Annotated in this window: 18 protein-coding genes; 7 read left to right on the forward strand and 11 right to left on the reverse strand. The window is 53.8% G+C overall.

What is annotated here, in order from left to right; translation table 11 throughout:
• Window positions 1-67: 67 nt before the first annotated feature.
• The 6 genes from pgpA to nrdR form a co-directional block, all read right to left on the reverse strand.
• Window positions 68-589 (reverse strand): phosphatidylglycerophosphatase A, encoded by a 522-nt coding sequence (gene pgpA / locus K6K13_RS18435; protein ID WP_222158282.1) that lies wholly within the window; start codon window positions 587-589, stop codon window positions 68-70.
• A complete protein-coding gene (thiL, locus tag K6K13_RS18440) occupies window positions 570-1559 on the reverse strand; it encodes a thiamine-phosphate kinase (protein ID WP_222158283.1) in 990 nt (329 codons plus the stop codon). Before thiL ends, pgpA begins: the two co-directional genes overlap by 20 nt.
• 54 nt (window positions 1560-1613) lie before the next feature.
• Window positions 1614-2033: a transcription antitermination factor NusB gene (nusB, locus tag K6K13_RS18445; protein ID WP_222158284.1), complete on the reverse strand. Its 420-nt coding sequence runs from the start codon at window positions 2031-2033 to the stop codon at window positions 1614-1616.
• A gap of 24 nt (window positions 2034-2057) precedes the next feature.
• Window positions 2058-2522, reverse strand: a complete 465-nt coding sequence (ribH, locus tag K6K13_RS18450; protein WP_222158285.1) for a 6,7-dimethyl-8-ribityllumazine synthase — start codon at window positions 2520-2522, stop codon at window positions 2058-2060.
• 138 nt (window positions 2523-2660) lie between these two features.
• A complete protein-coding gene (gene ribD, locus K6K13_RS18455) occupies window positions 2661-3776 on the reverse strand; it encodes a bifunctional diaminohydroxyphosphoribosylaminopyrimidine deaminase/5-amino-6-(5-phosphoribosylamino)uracil reductase RibD (protein WP_222158286.1) in 1116 nt (371 codons plus the stop codon).
• A 4-nt stretch (window positions 3777-3780) separates the two neighbouring features.
• The gene (nrdR, locus tag K6K13_RS18460) at window positions 3781-4230 is read right to left on the reverse strand and encodes a transcriptional regulator NrdR (protein ID WP_222158287.1); all 450 of its coding nucleotides are present in this window, start codon (window positions 4228-4230) and stop codon (window positions 3781-3783) included.
• Between the two features lie 205 nt (window positions 4231-4435).
• Between nrdR and K6K13_RS18465 the strand changes: the two genes are divergently transcribed.
• Window positions 4436-4969: a SadB/YajI family lipoprotein gene (locus K6K13_RS18465; RefSeq protein ID WP_222158288.1), complete on the forward strand. Its 534-nt coding sequence runs from the start codon at window positions 4436-4438 to the stop codon at window positions 4967-4969.
• Window positions 4970-5023: 54 nt separating this feature from the next.
• Here the strand turns inward: K6K13_RS18465 and secF are convergent, their stop codons facing one another.
• The 5 genes from secF to queA all read right to left on the reverse strand — a co-directional run bounded on the left by secF (window position 5024) and on the right by queA (window position 10791).
• Window positions 5024-5992, reverse strand: a complete 969-nt coding sequence (gene secF / locus K6K13_RS18470) for a protein translocase subunit SecF (RefSeq protein ID WP_222158289.1) — start codon at window positions 5990-5992, stop codon at window positions 5024-5026.
• 10 nt (window positions 5993-6002) lie between these two features.
• A complete protein-coding gene (secD, locus tag K6K13_RS18475) occupies window positions 6003-7853 on the reverse strand; it encodes a protein translocase subunit SecD (RefSeq protein ID WP_222158290.1) in 1851 nt (616 codons plus the stop codon).
• 27 nt (window positions 7854-7880) lie between these two features.
• Complete coding sequence (gene yajC, locus K6K13_RS18480; protein WP_222158291.1) at window positions 7881-8210, reverse strand: preprotein translocase subunit YajC; 330 nt, start codon at window positions 8208-8210, stop codon at window positions 7881-7883.
• Window positions 8211-8324: 114 nt separating this feature from the next.
• Window positions 8325-9470 carry a tRNA guanosine(34) transglycosylase Tgt gene (gene tgt, locus K6K13_RS18485; protein WP_222158292.1) on the reverse strand — a complete coding sequence of 382 codons (1146 nt, stop codon included), beginning with the start codon at window positions 9468-9470 and terminating at the stop codon, window positions 8325-8327.
• A gap of 232 nt (window positions 9471-9702) precedes the next feature.
• On the reverse strand, window positions 9703-10791 hold the full coding sequence (queA, locus tag K6K13_RS18490; RefSeq protein WP_222158293.1) for a tRNA preQ1(34) S-adenosylmethionine ribosyltransferase-isomerase QueA: 1089 nt from the start codon (window positions 10789-10791) through the stop codon (window positions 9703-9705).
• A 139-nt stretch (window positions 10792-10930) separates the two neighbouring features.
• Between queA and K6K13_RS18495 the strand changes: the two genes are divergently transcribed.
• The 6 genes from K6K13_RS18495 to K6K13_RS18520 all read left to right on the forward strand — a co-directional run bounded on the left by K6K13_RS18495 (window position 10931) and on the right by K6K13_RS18520 (window position 17772).
• Window positions 10931-11512 carry an acyl carrier protein phosphodiesterase gene (locus K6K13_RS18495; protein ID WP_222158294.1) on the forward strand — a complete coding sequence of 194 codons (582 nt, stop codon included), beginning with the start codon at window positions 10931-10933 and terminating at the stop codon, window positions 11510-11512.
• A 154-nt stretch (window positions 11513-11666) separates the two neighbouring features.
• Entirely contained in the window at window positions 11667-12269 is a 603-nt protein-coding gene (locus tag K6K13_RS18500) for a peroxiredoxin C (RefSeq protein ID WP_222158295.1), read from the forward strand.
• Between the two features lie 553 nt (window positions 12270-12822).
• Entirely contained in the window at window positions 12823-15573 is a 2751-nt protein-coding gene (locus tag K6K13_RS18505; RefSeq protein ID WP_222158296.1) for a TonB-dependent receptor plug domain-containing protein, read from the forward strand.
• 80 nt (window positions 15574-15653) lie between these two features.
• Complete coding sequence (locus K6K13_RS18510; RefSeq protein ID WP_222158297.1) at window positions 15654-16472, forward strand: energy transducer TonB; 819 nt, start codon at window positions 15654-15656, stop codon at window positions 16470-16472.
• A 35-nt stretch (window positions 16473-16507) separates the two neighbouring features.
• Window positions 16508-17365 carry a MotA/TolQ/ExbB proton channel family protein gene (locus tag K6K13_RS18515; protein WP_222158298.1) on the forward strand — a complete coding sequence of 286 codons (858 nt, stop codon included), beginning with the start codon at window positions 16508-16510 and terminating at the stop codon, window positions 17363-17365.
• On the forward strand, window positions 17365-17772 hold the full coding sequence (locus K6K13_RS18520) for an ExbD/TolR family protein (protein WP_222158299.1): 408 nt from the start codon (window positions 17365-17367) through the stop codon (window positions 17770-17772). The genes K6K13_RS18515 and K6K13_RS18520 overlap by 1 nt, the downstream gene beginning before the upstream one ends.
• The last annotated feature ends 43 nt before the right edge of the window (window positions 17773-17815 follow it).

The raw sequence follows: 17815 nt of genomic DNA on the forward strand, positions 1-17815 counted from the left end.
TGCCCGTCATATTTCAAGTTGCATGCGCTCACCGCCTTCCTGCAACTCGAATTATTCAGGGTATAGTTTAAGAAAATAGCGGCCAGTGGTGCCCGATCCAGTAGATAATGCCAGCGGAGATAACCCCCGCCACAATATCATCAATCATGATCCCCATGCCGCCATGGACATTGCGATCGAACCAGCGTATCGGCCAGGGTTTGAAAATATCCAGAACACGAAACACCACAAACCCAGCCAGCACCCACTGCCACTGTTCATCCGGGATCGCCATCAGCGTGATCCACATCCCGACAAATTCATCCCAAACGATGCTGCCTTGATCGTGCACGCCCATGTCTTTGGCCGTTTGATGACACAGGTAAACACCGATGCAAATGCTGAACATGATAGTCAGCGAATACAGTTGCCAGGGCAGGAAGGAGAGCAGATACCACACGGGGATCGCCGCCAGCGATCCCGCCGTGCCGGGCATCCAGGGTGAAAGGCCACTGCCAAACCCGGTTGCCAGCAGATGCCAGGGATTACTCAGGCGCAAGCGCTGCTTAGCGGCGCGCTTGGCTTCTCGGTCATTGGCTGAAGTGGTCATAGCCTTTCCAGTTCAGTTCCACTGTGTTATCACCACGGAAAAAGCGTAGTCCCTCGGACGACGGCGCTATCTGACCAATGCAGGTATACCCCACCCCAAGTTGGCCCAGCGCCATGTCGATCGCTCCACGATTAATTTCCGGCACGGTAAAGCACAATTCATAATCTTCCCCGCCAGACAGCGCCCAGCGCAACGCCTGATCGGGCTCAACGTATTGCATCATTGCCGATGAATAAGGAATAGCATCAAGCTGCACGCGCGCGCCGCAATCGCTGGCGGCTAAAATATGGCGTAAATCCGAGATCAACCCATCCGACAGATCGATAGCCGCGCTGGCAAGCGTGCGCAACGCCTGACCTTGCAGAATGCGCGGCTGCGGACGCAAATGGCGCAGCACCAATGACTGGCGCACCACGCTGTCACTCACCTGCAAACGTTGTTGCAAAATTGCCAACCCCGCGGCACTGTCACCCAGCGTTCCGGTCACATAGATCCAATCGCCAATGCGGGCACCAGCACGGGTGAGCGCACGACCGGTGGGCACCAATCCGTGGATGGTCAACGTAAGACTGAGCGGGCCGCGCGTGGTATCGCCGCCAATCAGCTGCATACCATAGTAGTCCAGCAGCGTGAACAGGCTATCGCTGTAGGCTGCCAGCCATTCACTGTTGATGTCGGGCAAGGTAATGGCCAGAGAGAGCCAGGCAGGATCGGCTCCCATGGCAGCCAGATCGCTTAAGTTAACGGCCAGCGATTTGTAACCCAAATCAGCAGGATCGATAGTCGGTAGGAAATGCACACCCGACACCAGCGTGTCGGTACTGACGGCTAAAAGCTGCTTTTCTGCCACTGTGAGCAACGCACAATCGTCGCCAATCCCCAATTCCACATCACGACGCGGGTTTCCCGCCTTGTAGGCGTTCGCACGATTGAAATAGCGGGCAATCAGATCAAACTCACCGTAAACCATAACCGTTTCCGTCAAAAACAATCGCGAACAGGGCCGGTATTCCAGCCCTGAGCGTTACTTCTTGGTTTGGCGCACCGTTGGAGCGACTTTATCCAATACGCCGTTGACAAACTTGTGGCTATCTTCCGCACCGAACACTTTCGCCAGTTCAATGGCTTCGTTGATGGCAACCTTGTAAGGGACGTCGTCGCGTTTGCTCAGTTCGAACAGGGCAATACGCAGTACGGCGCGCTCCACCTGCCCCAACTCTTCGAGCTGGCGTGACAGGTAGGGTGCCATTAATGCATCCAGTTTTTCTGCCTGCATGGCGACGCCCGCCAGCAACTCACGAAAGTAGCTGATGTCGACATCTTTGACATCCTGCTCACTCAGGAATTGCAGTTCAATATCGGCAATGTCATTCTTAGACAATTGCCAGGAATACAGCGCTTGAACCGCACATTCACGAGCGCGGCGACGAGCAGCAGGTTTCACGGAATACCCCTTTCTTAATCAAACTTATTTGATAGCTTTCAATACGTTAATCATTTCCAGCGCGGTCAGCGCAGCTTCTGCACCTTTATTGCCCGCTTTGGTGACAGCGCGTTCAATCGCCTGCTCGATGCTTTCTGTCGTTAAAACGCCAAACGTCACTGGGATATCGCTGTTCATGGCAACATGCGCCAGCCCGGAGCTGCACTCACCCGCAACATATTCAAAGTGCGCAGTACCGCCACGGATAACCGTTCCCAGTGCCACGACGGCGTCATAGCCATTTTTTGTCAGCGCGCGCGCGGTCAGCGGAAGCTCATAGGCGCCCGGTACCCACACGACGGTAATGTTTTCATCTTTGACCTGACCAATACGTTTCAGCGCATCGATAGCGCCTTCCAGCAGGCTATCGTTGATAAAATTGTTGAAACGGGCAATCGCAATCGCGACGCGGGCATCAGGGGTGGCAACAACACCTTCAATGACGTTCATAGCGTTCCTTATAATCATAATCGCATGCTAATACCCCGCAGGGGGGCGGATTCTATCACATTCTTGCGACGGCGTATCCGGTTTTGTCTGCCGCCCCCCATTGAGGCCAAAGCAAACCAAAACCACAGGATATCGACGTCAGGATTGCGGTATCAAACGCAGACGGAGATCGGGGCCAATCTGGCACACCTCCGTCAGCGTAAATGAAGGCGCTTGCGCCAACTGCGTCAACCCCGGCAACACACACAGGGCCCGGGCATCATGCCCTAACAGTTTCGGGGCCATGTACACGATCAGCTCATCGACCACGCCCGCATTCAACAGCGCGCCTACCAGCGTCGCACCGGCTTCAACCCACACCGAATTAATCTGGCGCTTGCCAAGCGTCATCATTAGCGCAACCAAATCGACGCCACCACCGTGAGCTGGCAGCGTCAGGTGTGTCACGCTTTCAGGCCATGCGCTATCATTGTTCGGTTGGGTACTCGCCAGCCAGGTTTGGCCCGGTTGATGGACCAGTTGATGCTGAGGCGTTACGCGTCCATGGCTGTCGACGATCACGCGCACAGGCTGAGGCAGCGCCACATCGGGAAGCTGCTGTTGCGTAGTGGCATCCAACGTATCCCAGCGTACCGTTAACAACGGATCGTCCGCCAGTACGGTAGCACTGCTGCTAAGGATGGCGGCGCTTTGAGCACGAAAGCGTTGCACATCTTGACGCGCCTCGGGAGAAGTAATCCACTTGCTCTCTCCGGACGCCATCGCCGTGCGACCGTCTAGCGAAGCGGCCACTTTAAGACGAACATACGGAACGCCGGTGCGCATCCGTTTGAGAAAACCCAGATTAACCTGCTCGGCATCTTGCATCATCAAGCCGTGACTGACGACGATACCCGCCTGCTGTAAACGGTGTAAACCACGCCCGGCTACCTGAGGGTTGGGATCTTGCATCGCCGCCACGACGCGCGCCACACCCGCTGCAATCAACGCATCCGCACAGGGCGGCGTGCGCCCGTGGTGGCTACACGGCTCCAACGTCACATAGGCGGTCGCGCCTCGGGCCCGTTCACCCGCCATGCGCAGCGCATGCACTTCCGCATGTGGTTCACCGGCGCGCAGGTGATAACCTTCGCCGACCATTTCACCGTCGCGCACAATCACACAGCCAACGTTAGGGTTTGGCGAGGTAGTAAAACGCCCACGCCGCGCTAGTTCAAGCGCACGAGCCATCCAGAATTCATCTTGCCGTTCCATATGACTAATCCTGTAACCGAGCAATCTCTTCGCCAAACTCCCGAATATCCTCAAAGCTACGGTATACGGAGGCAAAACGAATATAAGCGACTTTATCCAGGCGCTTCAGGGCATCCATCACCAAATTGCCGATCATCTTAGCGGTGACTTCACGCTCACCCGTAGCACGCAGTTGAGATTTGATATGATTGAGGGCGTTTTCGACATCATCCGCACTGACCGGCCGTTTTTCCAGCGCTTTCAGCATCCCTTTACGCAATTTCTCTTCGTTAAAGGGCTCGCGAACGTCATTGCTTTTGATCACCCGGGGCATCACTAGCTCCGCCACTTCAAACGTGGTAAAGCGCTCATTGCACACCAGACACTGACGGCGACGCCGCACCTGCGTGCCTTCGCCAACCAGACGAGAATCAATAACTTTGGTATCAACAGCAGAGCAGAATGGGCAGTGCATAACATATCCCGATGATTAGCTTCTCTTGCGCTTAGTTTACCCTGATTTGATTGACTAACCCAAATATCCAGCGCTTACAGACAAATATTTGCATAGGTGCCTGCATAAACGCGGCATGATTTAACTCTCATTCGCCACTACGCTTATATACTTGCCACGTAAAGACGACACGAGAAAGGCATAATGCAATGAGGTAAATACCTGAATGAATAACTATTATCGTACATCTGGTCTCTTGATGCTGGCGCTGACGGGCTGTTCAGCGCCTCCGCAAACGCCTACGCTGCAACGGGAAGTCGGGCAGCTTAACCGGCAATTACAAACCCTGACGGCACAGGCGTTAGCCCTGGAGCAGCAAAATACCTTAAACAGTCACTCTACCCACGGTGTGTACCTGCTGCCCAGCGCGAAAAACAGCGCAATTTTAGAAAGCAATATTGGCAAACTGAGCATTTCCCTGAGCCATATTGAACCCGAGGCCAATGGCACCCAGGCGCTGTTGCACATTCGGCTACTGGAAGATACAGCACTGCCTGCGTTTCACGCGCAACTCGACTGGGGTCAGATCGATCCGGTCAGCAGCAAGCCGTTGCCAAGCGAAACACACACCCAGCAACTGATGCTCGACGCCCCCCTATTGCCCAAAACCGAAGCCATATTTGGCGTGCGGCTAAGCGGTGTCACACCGGAGCAGCTCGGGTTTATCCGGCTGCATCAAGTGGAAACCAGCCGCCCTTGATATAAAAAAAATCCCTGCCGTAGCAGGGATTTCTCTCAACGTTATCAAACGGCCTTAAGGCAAGATGGAGGGTTGATCCGCCCCTTCCTTCTCGACTTTCTGCACCAGCAGGTGTTCGCGCTTCATCCCGAGCTTCAGCGCCAGCGCGGAAGCCACGTAGATGGAGGAGATGGTACCGATAGACACCCCGATCAGCATTGCCAGCGAGAAACCTTCCAGCATCGCACCGCCGAAAATGTAGAGCATCAATACCACACCCAGCGTGGTGCCAGAGGTCATCAAGGTACGGCTCAACGTCTGAGTCAGCGACACGTTCATGATTTCGTAAGGCGTACCGCGGCGAATCTTGCGGAAGTTTTCACGAATACGGTCAGATACCACGATGCTGTCGTTCAACGAGTAACCGATAACCGACATCAGCGATGCGACGATGGTCAAATCGATCTCGATTTGAAACAGCGAGAACACCCCCATGGTGATGATCACGTCGTGCGCCAATGCCAGCACCGCCCCCAACGCCAGACGCCATTCAAAGCGGAATCCTACGTAGATCAAGATACAGATCAACGCGGCCAGCAATGCCATAGCACCGTCTTGCGCCAAATCGTTACCTACACTCGGTCCAACAAACTCGATGCGCTTTACCGTTGCACTCTGTTCCGTGCCCTGGTTAATCACGCTAACCACTTTGTTGCCCAGTTCCTGACCTGACGTGCCCACGCTCGGCGGCATGCGCACCATCACATCACGGCTGCTACCGAAGTTCTGAATCAACGGATCGGCAAAACCGGCTTTTTCCAGCGAGTCACGAATCAAGTCCAGATCGGCTGGTTTTTCCAGGTTGATTTCAATCACCGTACCACCGGTGAAATCCAACCCCCAGTTAAACCCGCGCACACCCATAACAATCAGTGACAGGATTAACAAAGTGCCCGAAATGACGAACGCGACGTTATCCCAACGCATAAAGTCATAGACTTTACGACCATAGTTGAGCTGTTCAACAGTATATTCCTGTGCCACGACGCACTCCTCAAATAGACAGCTTGTTAACGCGTTTGCCGCCGTAAACCAGGTTCACAATCGCACGGGTGCCAACAATAGCGGTAAACATCGAGGTCGCAACCCCAATCGCTGTCGTAATGGCAAAGCCTTTGATTGAACCGGTCCCCACAGCGTACAGAATCACTGCCGTGATCATCGTTGTCAGGTTGGCATCGACGATACTGGAGAACGCACCTTTGTACCCTTCATGAATGGCTTGCTGAACCGTGCGCCCGTTCCTGAATTCTTCTTTGATACGTTCGTTAATCAGTACGTTGGCATCCACCGCCACCGCCAGCGTCAACACGATACCGGCAATCCCCGGCATGGTGAGCGTCGCCCCCGGCAACAGTGACATCACCCCGACAATCAGCACCAGGTTAGCCACCAGCGCAGTGGTCGCAATGACACCAAACCCTTTGTAGAACACCACCATAAACACGATCGACGCCACCAACCCCCACAAGCAGGCTTCAAGCCCCTGGGTGATATTTTGCATCCCCAGCGTTGGCCCGATGGTGCGCTCTTCAACAATCTGGATCGGGGCAATCAATGCACCGGCACGCAGCAACAGTGAGAGTTGACGCGCTTCGTTCGGGTTGTCGATACCGGTAATACGGAAGCTGTTACCCAGACGCGACTGAATGGTCGCGACGTTGATCACTTCTTCATGTTTTTCCAGAATGGAACGACCGGATGTGGCATCTTTCTTACCGCTGTCCTTGTATTCCACAAACAAGGTTGCCATCGGTTTACCGATGCTGTCCTTGGTGAAATTGGACATGGCGTTACCGCCCGCGCTGTCCAGCGAGATATTCACCTGCGGACGACCGTATTCATCGGCACCCGAAGTGGAATCGGTAATGTGGTCACCGGTGAGGATGACACGCTTATACAGCACCACCGGGGTGCCATCACGCATGTTCTTCACTTCGGAATCAACCGGAACACGGCCATTGGCCGCGGCCGTCACGTCCGCAGAACTGTTTACCAGACGGAATTCCAGCGTTGCTGTCGCCCCCAGAATTTCCTTGGCACGCGCAGTGTCCTGAATACCGGGCAGCTCAACCACGATGCGATCCGCACCCTGACGCTGAACCAGCGGTTCGGCCACGCCCAGTTGGTTAACACGGTTACGCAGGATATTGATGTTTTGCTGGACGGCATATTCGCGCGCTTCACGCAGACGCTCGGCGCTCATCATCGCACGCATCAGGTTATCGCCACTGGCGTTAAACACCAGATCGCGATGACGGGTGGTAAGATACGAAATAGCGTCGTTGCGCGTTGCCGCATCGCGGAAACGGATCTCTACGGTATTGTCATCGGCTTTACGCACCGTGGCGTAAGGGATGCCCTTTTCACGCAGATCGCTGCGCAGGGAATCCATGGTCTGCTCTTGCAGTTTACCTAATGCCGTTTCCATATCCACTTCCATCAGGAAGTGTACGCCGCCGCGCAGGTCGAGACCCAGTTTCATGGGTTCCGCACGCAGCATGCGCAGCCAGTTTGGCGTAGCGGGGGCCAGGTTCAATGCAACGACATATTTCTCACCCAATGCATTCACCAGCGCTTCACGGACGCGCAGTTGAATATCGGGGGTGGAGAAACGGGCAAGGATCGCACCACTTTCTAACGCGAGCGATTTGCTGGTGATCTGCTGTTCTTGTAATACATTCTGGACTTGGATCAGCGTTGACTCACTGGCGGCGATACCTCGCGCGCCAGTGATTTGTACCGCCGGATCCTCACCATACAGGTTAGGAAGTGCATAAAGCAGGCCGATGAGCAATGCCACGACCAGCATCAGGTACTTCCACAAAGGATAACGGTTTAACACGGCAGTTCCCTTCGGGAAAATCAAAAATTACAGGGCTTTGATGGTGCCCTTTGGCAATACGGCAGCCACAAAATCACGTTTGATAACCACTTCATTGGTGTCGTTCAGCGCGATAGCGATGTACCCAGTCTCAGAGACTTTCGTCACACGACCCACCAGACCGCCCGTCGTCAGCACTTCATCCCCTTTGGAAATGGAGTCCATCAGTTTCTTGTGATCTTTAGCGCGTTTTTGCTGAGGACGCAGAATCATGAAGTAAAAAATCAGACCAAAAACAGCCAGCATAATCACCAGAGAGTACGGGCTTTGTGCCGGAGCGCCAGTTGCAGCCACAGCATCAGAAATGAAAAAACTCATTTAACTATCCTCTTTGTTATCAAACCAAACGTGTGCAAAAGTATATGAAATCCAAATGTGCCTAAAACGCTTCAACCGTACACATCACGCGCAGCAGCGATGAAAACCGCGTCGTCAGTCGTGTTGACCTGCCGCCGTTTCAGCAAGGGAAGGCGCTGGCTTGCCAATCCGTTGGTAAAAATCCGCCACAAAGTGCTCTAATTTACCCTCTTCGATGGCCTGACGTAAACCCGCCATCAATCGTTGATAATACCGCAAATTGTGGATGGTATTGAGGCGCGCGCCGAGTATTTCGTTGCAACGGTCGAGATGATGCAAGTAAGCGCGGCTATAATTGCGACACGTGTAGCAATCACAGTGCTCATCCAGTGGACGAGTATCATCCTTGTGTACCGCATTGCGGATTTTTACCACGCCGTCGGTAACAAACAGGTGGCCGTTGCGTGCATTGCGCGTTGGCATCACACAGTCAAACATGTCGATGCCACGCCGCACGCCTTCCACCAGATCCTCAGGCTTGCCGATCCCCATCAGATAACGGGGTTTATCCGCCGGGATCTGCGGACAAACATGCTCCAGAATGCGGTGCATATCCGCCTTCGGCTCCCCGACTGCCAGGCCGCCCACAGCGTACCCATCAAAGCCAATCTCTACCAGCCCTTTTACTGAGACATCGCGTAAATCTTCGTAAACACTTCCCTGAATGATACCAAATAACGCGTTGTTGTTATTGAGTTCATCAAAACGATCGCGGCTGCGTTTCGCCCAACGCAGCGACATTTCCATCGAGCGTTTGGCATAATCCCAATCAGCAGGATAAGGCGTACACTCATCGAAAATCATCACGATATCAGAGCCGAGATCGTACTGGATTTCCATCGATTTTTCCGGGCTAAGGAAAATCGGGTCGCCGTTGATCGGGTTACGGAAGTGCACACCCTCTTCGGTGATTTTGCGGATGTCACCCAGGCTGAATACCTGAAACCCGCCGGAATCGGTCAGGATAGGGCCATGCCACTGCATGAAATCATGCAAATCGCCATGCAGCTTCATGATCTCTTGGCCTGGACGCAGCCACAGGTGGAAGGTGTTACCCAGCAGAATTTGTGCGCCGGTTTCTTTCACTTCCTCGGGCGTCATGCCCTTTACCGTGCCGTAGGTGCCAACCGGCATAAACGCTGGGGTTTCCACTACGCCACGTTCAAAAACAAGACGGCCACGGCGCGCGCGGCCGTCGGTTTGCAACAATTCGTATTTCACTTTGCCTCCAGCACCGGATAAACAGTCCGATGTTGTTATTGTACCCTTCATACTTCAAGTTGCAGGTGCGTTAGCGGCATTCATTCACCCGAATCACTTACCTGAGTAAGCTCATCGGGATTCACTCACTTGCCGCCTTCCTGCAACTCGAATTATTTTGGGTATAGTAAGTCAGTCAACACGCCAACAGATTGCACTCTGCGACGCGATTATGCGTTTGCTTTCAAAAAACTTAGGCGTCGCTGTCCGCCGCATTGGCAACCTGCTCTGCTTCAGCCGCAGGATTGCGCGTAATAAACATGGCGTCGCCGTAGCTGAAAAAGCGATACTGTTCGCTCACCGCCGCACGGTAAGCCGCCATGGTGTGCTGATAGCCCGCAAACGCAGACACCAGCATGATCAGCGTTGATTCCGGCAGATGGAAGTTAGTCACCAGCGCGTCGATCACGCGATAATGATAGCCGGGATAGATAAAAATGCGGGTATCACCGAAGAAAGGAGCAATTAGCGCTTCTTGCGCTGCCTGCGCCGCACTTTCCAATGAACGCACTGAGGTGGTGCCAACGGCGATCACGCGATTACCGCGCGCTTTACACGCCAGCACAGCATCGACCACCTCCTGCGGCACTTCAGCATACTCCGCGTGCATGATGTGATCTTCGATGGTATCAACCCGCACGGGCTGGAAAGTGCCTGCGCCGACATGCAGGGTGACAAACGCCATTTCAACCCCTTTCTCGCGCAGCGCAGCCAGTAGCGGCTCATCAAAATGCAGGCCCGCCGTCGGTGCGGCAACAGCGCCGGGGCGCTGACTATACACCGTTTGATACAGTTCACGATCGGCATCTTCATCCGGCCGGTCAATATAAGGCGGCAGCGGCATGTGGCCGATATCGTTTAATATCGTCAACACATCGCGCGTATCTTCAAAGTGCAGCTCAAACAGCGCATCGTGACGCTGAGCCATAACGGCTTTAACGCTGCCGTCCTCTCCCAGCAACAGTTCCGTTCCCGGCTTGGGCGCTTTGGACGCTTTGACATGGGCCAGCACACGCCGTGTGTCCAGTACGCGCTCTACCAGCACCTCAATCTTGCCACCGCTGGCCTTTTGGCCAAACAGACGTGCTGGAATGACGCGCGTATTGTTAAACACCAGCAGATCGCCCGCTGCCAGCTTATCCAGCAGATCGGTGAAAACACCATGGGTCAGGGCTCCCGTCGGACCGTCCAGCGACAGCAATCGGCAACCGCTGCGCTGCGCCTGCGGATAGTGCGCAATGAGCGCTTCGGGAAGTTCAAACGAAAAATCAGAGACTCGCATGGCTATTCACTTGGTTGTGCTATTTATGAAAGAGTGTTCAACAGGAACAGGTAAAAAAACGGCGGTCTAGTCTAGAGCCGTAAGCGCGCGGCTGCAACAAATAAGCAAACGGTGCATAAAATTGATGTAAACTGACAGGATGAATTTTCTTGCTCATCTTCACCTGGCCACGCTAGCCGATAGTTCGCTTCTCGGCAACCTGATGGCAGACTTTGTGCGCGGTAACCCGCAACAAGGCTTTAGCGATGACGTGGTGTCAGGTATCCGCCTGCACCGCCGCATCGATGTGCTGACGGACAGTCAGGCCGAAGTGAAAGCCGCCGCCGCCCATTTCAGCGCCGACTACCGCCGCGTGGCGCCCATTACGCTTGACGTGCTGTGGGACCATTTTCTTGCCCGCCACTGGACGCGTGTGTGTCCGCAACAATCGCTGGAAGCGTTTGTCGATATCGCTCGCACTCAGATAGAGCCGCATCTGGCAGACACGCCAGAACGCTTTCAAAACCTGAATCACTATCTGTGGCGTGAGCGCTGGCTGGAGCGCTACGCCGAGCTGCCCTTTATTGCCGATGTGCTGCAACGCATGGCGATACGTCGCCCCCGGTTAGCGGCGTTAGCGGGCTCGTTTGAGGATATCGAGCGTCACTACACCACCTTTGAAGACTATTTTTGGTGTTTCTATCCACGCATTATGGAGCAGGCTCGCTTACAACAACTCTAAGGCTGTCAATTTATGCAGGGTGTTGCCAACCAATTCGATAGACAAAACCTATCTCATTAATCGGTCTGTTGGTCTGTATTCACAGAAGAAGAAACCCTATACTGCCTGTTGTTTTTTCATCCTCGTCCTTTTAATCACTTTTACAGGAGTTATTATGGTCCTGGTAACGCGTCAAGCCCCTGACTTCACCGCTGCTGCCGTATTAGGCAATGGCGAAATCGTTGAAAACTTCAATCTGAAAAAGCATATCAGCGGTAAAGCGGCAGTGATTTTCTTCTGGCCGATGGACTTTACCTTCGTCTGCCCGTCAGAACTGATCGCCTTTGACCACCGCTACAAAGAGTTTCAAGATCGCGGCGTGGAAGTGGTTGGCGTCTCGTTTGACTCCGAATTCGTTCACAACGCCTGGCGCAACACGCCGGTGAAAAGCGGCGGTATCGGCCCGGTGCAATACGCCATGGTCGCCGACGTGAAGCGTGAAATCCAGAAAGCCTATGGCATTGAACACCCGGATGCTGGCGTGGCACTGCGCGGCTCTTTCCTTGTTGATAAAGAAGGCGTCGTTCGCCATCAGGTCGTCAACGATCTGCCGCTGGGCCGCAACGTTGATGAAATGCTGCGTATGGTTGATGCCCTGCAATTCCACGAAGAGCACGGCGAAGTGTGCCCGGCGCAGTGGGAAAAAGGTAAATCCGGTATGGGCGCATCGCCGGATGGCGTTGCCAAATACCTGACGGAAAACGCCGACAAGCTGTAATGGCCGTTTTTCTTTAACCGCCGGTGCATTGGCGGTTTGATTCTGCTAAAGAACCCGATGCTGTGGCATCGGGTTCTTTTTTTATTATTGGCAATGAAATTTATCACGCCATGTAATAATCACAACAAGAAATAAATATATTCCCCGAACTCACCTAACCGTATTACCTCCTTGGTATATTTATTAAATCCACGCCAGGTTCACACGCCCCAAACCTTTCACTGATTACACATGAATATTATTCACATTATTTAATTAACAACGCTAAATACAAAATTCAGAAATGCTAACTCAGTTTAATTACTTCCTTAGCTAACGATGCAAAGACACAATGCCCGACACTTTCAGTGGATATTTACAAATTGAAATTATGTTAACAAAACGTTGTTGTAATTAATATAAAATTTTAACACTGACCAATTTAATTAATTGGCCATTTTCAACACTGACAGCTGATTTTTTTAAATCGGCTCGAAGATGTTTTGCCTTAAATATTGACGCTCTAATAACACTCACACATTAGGTATATCTGACAAATTTATCAGGAGGGAGGATGTCGGGCTTAAATGCAATGGTATTAAAAAAAACAACAAGGATTATCCGTAATAAACTCTATTTATCGCTGGCAATATCATTGCTAGCGCCAATACCGTTTTATCTGCACGCCGCAGAAGAACCGGTAGCGGCAGAGGAAGAACCCATCGCCCCTGCGGCGGCGTCAGCCACTGATACAGCCCCCCGTGATACCGCCATTCCGGATCAGAACCTCAATAAGATTACGGTCACCGGCTCTCGCATACCCAGAGCGCAAGCGGAAGGCCCCTCTCCTGTTACGGTGATAACCGGGGAAGAGATGAAAGCGCGCGGCTATCGCAACGTTTATGATGCTATCGCCACACAGACCCAGAATACCGGGATGACGCAGGGGGAAGACTACGGCAACACCTGGCAACCCGCTGCCAATGCGCTTAATTTACGGGGATTGGGCCCCAACCATACGTTGGTACTGGTCAACGGGCGGCGTTTGGCAGATTATCCCAATGCGTATGGCGGATCGGTGAACTTCACCAATATTGCCAATATTCCAAGCGTTATTATCGATCGCATTGAGATATTAAGCAGCGGCGCCTCAGCCATATACGGCTCTGATGCCATCGCTGGCGTGGTCAATATTATCCTGAAGGACAAAGCCCAGGGTGTCGACGTCAATGTACGCGGAGGGACTACTGAGCGCGGTGGCGGCGATAACTATCAATTACAATTGAGCGGCGGTGGAACTTGGGACCGCTTTGATGGTTTCTTCGGTTTAGAAGCCACTAAACGTGATCCTATCTGGGGTAGCCAACGCGATTTCATGAACAGCTATCCCGAGGGTTCTACTGTCGGATATCGACGTAATCTGGAAACCAGTGCGTATATCAGCCCCGGATGTCAAGGATATGGCGGCCTGTTTGGCGGTAACGTGACGAACAGAAACGGGCGCTGCACCACAGACCAATACTACAATAATTACTGGACAGTACAGTCGAAGAAAGAAAACTACGATGGTTACCTGAGTGGAGCCTATCATCTCAGCGATACCGCCAAAGTGTTTGCCAATCTGTTATTTGGTTTCGACAAAACACAAACCAACACCCGTGGCCCCAGCTTTACCTCGCCCGATTTTTACAATGCCAATACCGGCAATATCGAACGTTGGGCGCGTATCTTTTCGCCCGAGGAGATAGGAGGACGGGAGCGTAATAACAGCGAATGGCGCGAAACCACCTGGACTGGCACGCTGGGTTTTTCGGACAAAATTGGTAGCAGCGATTGGAATTATGAAGTCGCTTACACCCGTTCGCAATACACCAGCGATCGCAGCACTCGCTATACCCCGCTAAGTGGAATTAAGGATTTCTACCTTGGGCCACAGTTGGGCGAACAGAATGGCTACCCCGTCTATGCGCCGGATACATCACGCCTCGATAGACCGCTCACCCGCGAAGAGTGGGCACGATATAGCGGAGTGCTGACGCAAAAGAGTAAATCTGAATCGCAAACCTACAGCTTCACTACCAATGGCGAGCTGTTTAACTTACCCGCCGGTCCAGTCGGGTTCGCCAGTGTCGCAGAATACGGCAAACAATCGTATTCCGTGCGTCCCGACCGACGTCTCAATGACGGCACCTTTTACAACACCACCCCTGGGTCGGTTTCCGGTGGCGATCGAGACCGCTACGCGCTCGGTGCAGAGCTGAGCATTCCGTTGACAGATACCCTGCTGGCATCAACCGCAGGCCGCTGGGATCAATACAAATTCAGCGGACGCTCAGAGCAAGATTTTACCTACAATACTGGGCTGGAGTGGCGTCCGGTGAAAAGCTTGCTGTTCCGCGGCAACTACAGCACCAGTTTCCGCGCCCCCGATCTCAACTATATCTACCAGGCTGACAGCAACGGTTACTTCGCTGGACAGAAAGACTACTACGGCTGTGCGCAAGGCATCGAAGGGGCGTGCGATCCGAATGCGGTGAACTACACCCAAAGCGGCACCAGCGATCTTGAATCAGAACACGGTACATCGTGGAGCTATGGTGTGGTGTGGTCTCCCAGCAGCAACGTGGATTTCTCAGCGGATTTCTGGCGCGTACAGATCAAGGATCTGCTGACTACCGTGGATGCAAACCGTCTGTTGCAGGAAGAGTATCAGTGCCGCATCTCCGGCAATACCGGCAGTCATTGCCAGGAAGTCCTATCGCGCATCATACGTAACCCCGCCACCAGCGCAGTGGATCCTAACAAGTTGCAGCGGGTACGCATCAACGCTATCAACGCTATCAACGCGGCAAGCGAACGCACCAGCGGTTTAGATTTCAAGGCGAATGCGCGTTGGGATGCCAACCAATGGGGTGATTTCAGCTCAAGCATAGGCTATTCGCTGGTGCTCTCCCACTTCTACAAAGAGTCCGATGATGCACCGACTCTCGATCTGCGCAACGATTACACCCAGTCAGCGAACTGGAGAAGTAAAATCAATGCCAGTTTAACCTGGAATATCAACGACTTTATTTCAACCGTATTCGTTAATCGGTACGGTAGCGTCGCCAACGCCGCAGGGACGGGTCGCCTCACCCCGTGGGCCGTCGTCAACGCCAGCGTTCGCTATAAAACCACACCGCAATCCAGCGTGGGCCTCACCGTCAACAATGTGCTCGACAAAGTGAAGAAAGATGATTCTGCCGGTTGGCCGAATTATCCGACAGGAAATTACGACCCTTACGGACGTCAATGGTGGCTGGACTTTAGCTATCACTTCAAATGAGTTGAGTTCCTAAACGACATTGGCGCAGCGCCCCGGTAACCCTGCGGTGCTGTGCTGATGTCTTCTCTTGCCCTGTGGTAATGGTGAAGGCCAGCGATGTTTCTGGAAGCAAAAAATCAACACAGATTTATCTCTCGCACCGAGGTGATGGCGCTATCGGTAGCCGCCCTGCTGTTGCACACGGTACACTGCTCTGGCTGCTACTGCACCCGCCCGGTATCAGTTCGGCAGAGCTCCCTCCCATGATTGCCGCCAAAGGTGAGCAATCCGTCATGGTGGATCTGACTGACACCGCCAGCGCGTCGCAGGCGCAGGAGAGTCCCCCTCAACCCACACCTGACCCGATCCCCATTGAGCCCGAGGAACCCGAGCGTGTTCATGTCGATGAAGACGCCGTTACTCCGCCGGAACCGGAACAGAGAGTGGTGAGCAAACCGCCTGTAGCCAAACCCACGCCAGTGGTAAAAACCAAGCCGATACCCCGTGCGGTAACCAAGGCGGCAGCGCCTGCCAGCACGAATAACAGCAGCGCTCCCACCGACACACTGGGAGAAACCGCAACGGGCAGCAATCAGGCCAAAGGCAACCCACAAGGTAGTCGCGGGGGAGAAAGCGTTACGCCAGCCGTTTCTGGCATGCAGAGTCTGGGAAACCCGGCACCGGACTATCCTACGCTGGCACTTCGCCGCCGCCAGGAGGGTAGCGTGACGCTGCGAATTCTGGTTCTGGAAAATGGCAAAGCGGGTGAGGTTCAGGTCACGGCCTCCAGCCAATCCACGCTGCTGGATAATGCCGCGGTCCAGACGGTGCAGCAATGGCGCTTTATTCCAGCCAAACGCGGCAATGTCGCTATCAAGGGTTATGCGATTCAAACCATCACGTTCAGGCTTCCCAAATGAAGCCATTAACAGCGTCAGCATAAGGTATTTCTATCATGACCGAAAAAACGCTCCCGGCACTGGCGTCGTCCGACAGTAGCCAATCAACAGCGCAGACCACGCAGCCCTCATCTTTAGCTGCGCCTACGCCGTCGACTTCCAATACCGCAACCGAGACAGCCGTGCCCTTTCAGCCCGAGACAGCGCTGTTTGGCAATGAATTACTTTCCAGCCCACTCAGCTCACTGGTTGTCCCGACGGTGCTTGGCGTGTTGATTTTCTTCTCGGTGGTAACCTGGGCCGCCTTGTTGATCAAAGGGGTACAGTTCTCTCGTTTCCGCAGACAAAACAAGCAGTTTTCTTATCAGTTTTGGAAATCACCTGACCTGGTGGAAGGCGGTCAGGTTGCACGACAGAGCCAGGGGTCTCTCGCACGCATCGCACGGGTGGGACTGGATGTCATCAGCGGCAATGATATTTCCACTCATCGCCGCGAGCTCGCACGCAAAATTAACCGGGGCGAGCGATTGGAACGCAGCCTCCGTCAGCAAATTCTGCGTGAACGGCGCGTCCTTGAAGGGGGATTAGCCATCGTCGCCAGTATTGGCAGCACCGCACCCTTTATCGGGCTGTTCGGAACCGTGTGGGGCATTATGGAGGCGCTGGTGCGTATTGGCATTACCGGTGAAGCCGGGCTGGATAGCGTTGCTGGCCCGATTGGGCACGCGCTCATCGCCACCGGCATCGGCATCGGCATCGCCGCCGCAGTACCCGCCGTGCTGGTTTACAACTATTTTGTTCGCCGCTTCAAACTTGCCAGCGGCGATATGGAAGCCTTTGCAGAAGAGTTTTACAGCCTGGCGCAGGAAACCGGCTTCTCCACTGAGCTACAGCATGATGGGAGTGGGATCTAATGGCGATATCTCATCATCAAGACGACGAAATACTGAGTGAAATGAACGTGACGCCCCTGGTGGATGTCATGCTGGTGCTGCTGGTGGTGTTCATCGTCACCGCCCCGTTATTAACCAATGCCATCCCGCTCAAGCTGCCCAGTACCGCCAGCGTTGCGCCCCCAAATCAGCCTAAACCACTGGTGGTCAGTGTCGACAAGGAAGGCAACTATTATATCGATCGCCAGCAGATGCCCCTGGAACAGATCGGCCTCGCGGTTAGCGCCGCCCATCAGCAGGATGAACAACGCGCCGTGCAACTGCGGGCAGACAGTCAGGTGGTGTATGAGCACGTGGCCAAAGCGATGGCGACGATTCAAAAAACCGGTGTTACTCGTCTGGCGGTCATTACCGATGCTAATGGTTAAGTCACTCTATCAGCACCTGAGGCGCACTCGGACAGCCCCCCCA

This window comes from Symbiopectobacterium purcellii (assembly GCF_019797845.1).
In the GTDB taxonomy this organism is placed as follows: Bacteria; Pseudomonadota; Gammaproteobacteria; order Enterobacterales; family Enterobacteriaceae; genus Symbiopectobacterium; species Symbiopectobacterium purcellii.